The sequence below is a fragment of the Zhongshania sp. genome (assembly GCF_041623545.1).
Lineage (GTDB): Bacteria > Pseudomonadota > Gammaproteobacteria > Pseudomonadales > Spongiibacteraceae > Spongiibacter.
Window position 1 is genome coordinate 1 of the sequence record NZ_JBFJWS010000395.1, and the last position, 2,445, is coordinate 2,445.

Annotated in this window: 1 protein-coding gene and 1 pseudogene; one reads left to right on the forward strand and one right to left on the reverse strand. The window is 51.1% G+C overall.

From position 1 onward, the window contains the following. Positions 1 to 523: 523 nt before the first annotated feature. Positions 524 to 1,393, forward strand: a complete 870-nt coding sequence (locus ABYT30_RS18405) for an SDR family NAD(P)-dependent oxidoreductase (RefSeq protein WP_373080658.1) — start codon at positions 524 to 526, stop codon at positions 1,391 to 1,393. A 95-nt stretch (positions 1,394 to 1,488) separates the two neighbouring features. Here the strand turns inward: ABYT30_RS18405 and ABYT30_RS18410 are convergent. Then, positions 1,489 to 2,445, reverse strand: a pseudogene (locus ABYT30_RS18410) (glutamine synthetase type III); the annotation flags it as partial.

Consider the following 2,445-nt stretch of genomic DNA (forward strand, 5'->3'; position numbering starts at 1 on the left):
CGCGATAACCAACTAAGCGGGTGCCAAAATAATTGAGTTTCACTGGCGTGCTGGTATATTCACTCGCCAGACCGAGGCAATACCAACCCCGCGCATAGCGATCAGGTAATTCCGCCGCTTCAATTATATGCGGCTGACGCGTCACTGGCGCTGGCTGACTCATGATATTTCTCCTGATTAAACTCTGGTCGCAATAGACTTTGCATGGTGAAAAATTCTCACACATGCCCCCAACCCGCACCATCCTCCGTTTAGACGACCTACAAAGTACCCGCAACCCACTGTTTTTAAATACTTTATTCGAATTAAAAAAATTTCCGGTCCCAGACCAACTACTAAGTCTCCCAACCTAACGCTCAGACCAATACGCGGGCACCGCAATCACGGGCAATAGAAATAAATTCACTAGCGCTAAACCGGCGCTACAAAGTCGCTGAAAACAGCGCTATGGTAAGTGTCCGATAAAAACTTAAAACAAAACCTAATAAATAAGTACACCGTCGAATAATCAGCAGGAGATACCATGCCAAAGCAATCAATTCCGCGTGTCGCCGTCGTCACTGGCGCCAGCTCAGGCATTGGCAAGGCCGCTGCCAAACAGTTAGTCACACAGGGCTGGCATGTCATTGGCCAAGGTCGAAACCCCGAGCGTTCGGCCGCAGCCGCCGCTGAAATCCACGCGATTGCAGGCAATGGCAAATTCAATATGGTTCAGGGCGATCTCTCCCTGCTAAGCGACACCGCGCGCATGGCCAATGAAATCAGCGCACTCACCGATAAAATTCACTTACTGCTCAATAATGCTGGCGGCGTTCGCGCTGAAATGATCATTACTAGCGAGGGCAATGAGGCGACCTTTGCCGGCAATCACCTCGGCCATTTTTTATTAACACAGCATCTACTGCCCTTGCTACAGAGCGCGAGCAAGACCTCCGCAAAGCACGAAGTACGCGTCGTTAACGTCACATCAGACGGCCACAAAGGCTGCCCTGGCATAGATTGGGATGACCTGCAGCTGACCAAAGAGTGGAACACAGGGAAGTCATACTGCCTCGCCAAGCTCGCCAATATTCTTTTTACCCGCGAATTAGCCCAGCGAGTGCAAGGCGACGGCATTATTGTGCACGCCTTCCACCCCGGCACGGTTGACAGTAATTTCATCAATCACGCTGAGGCGCGGATGCGCGCCTATATAGAAACTTTACAATTTCGCAGCCCCGCTGATGCAGCAGCAGACCTACTCTGGGTTGCAATGGCGCCCGAAAACGGCGAGTTCACCGCGCAATACTTTGAGTCACGCGTGGCAATGGATCCAGCACCTGCAGCCTTGGATAGGCAAGCAGCCACACGCCTTTGGCAGGAAAGCGAGAAACTTATCGCCAATTTCATATAACAATCCCCCATAAAAACGTTTTCTGCAGGCAAAAAAAAGCCCTCACATGAGGACTTTTTTCAGCGAAAAACCGCCACCGCAGTGGCGGAATGCACTTATCTAATAAACAGCATTTCAGAGTACTTAGGCAACGGCCATAGGTCATCAGCCACCAAGGCCTCAAGGGCGTCAGCATGACCACGCACGTCTAACATTAGACCGCGCAAAGTGCCTGCTGCGTACTGCATATGCGCCTCAGTAGAATCAAAGTCATGAACAGCCAAGGCTGCACTTAACTTGCTCACTGCCGCCATCATCGCGTTAGCTTCATTTGCAACAGCCGTTGCCACATTATTGTCGAGCTTAATCCCTAAAGAGGACACTGCCGCACTCGTTGTAGTCAGCTGCGACAAATACTCCACCGCGGCGGGATAAATGCTAGTAGTGGCCATATCAACCACTAACTTAGCTTCCACCTCGATCGACAGAAGGTACTGCTCTGAATACACCTCAAAACGGCTTTCCAGCTCAACGGGCGTAAATACACCTGTGCTAGAGAACAGCTTAACAATGGCCTCGTCGCGCAAGTACGGTAGCGCGTCTGCTGTAGTCGGGAGATTCTTCAGGCCGCGATCTTCAACAGCAGCACGATGCCACTCAGCCGAGTAACCGTCGCCACCAAAAATAACATTGCTATGCGCTTCCATCAGCTTCTTCAGTACTTTAATTGCGGCTTCGGCAGTATTGGTACCAGCCGCCAACTCCGCCTCTAACTGATCCGCGATCCAGTTTAATGAATCAGCCAACATCGTGTTCATAGCAACCAATGGGCCGGAAACAGATGCAGACGAACCCACCGCGCGAAACTCAAAGCGGTTACCGGTGAACGCAAACGGTGAAGTACGGTTACGATCGCCAGGATCACGCTCAAACTTCAGAATCTGGCTCAAGCCCAGATCCATAAAGCCGCCGACCTCAGACTTCAATAACTTGCCTTCTTTAATATCATTAAAAACGCGCTCAAGCTGGTCGCCCAAGTAAACCGACAGAATTGCTGGTGGCGCTTCGTTCGC

Bases quoted from the DNA above. Each gene is read 5' to 3' on its own strand.
- ABYT30_RS18405 (WP_373080658.1), top strand. From the start codon at position 524: ATGCCAAAGCAATCAATTCCGCGTGTCGCCGTCGTCACTGGCGCCAGC.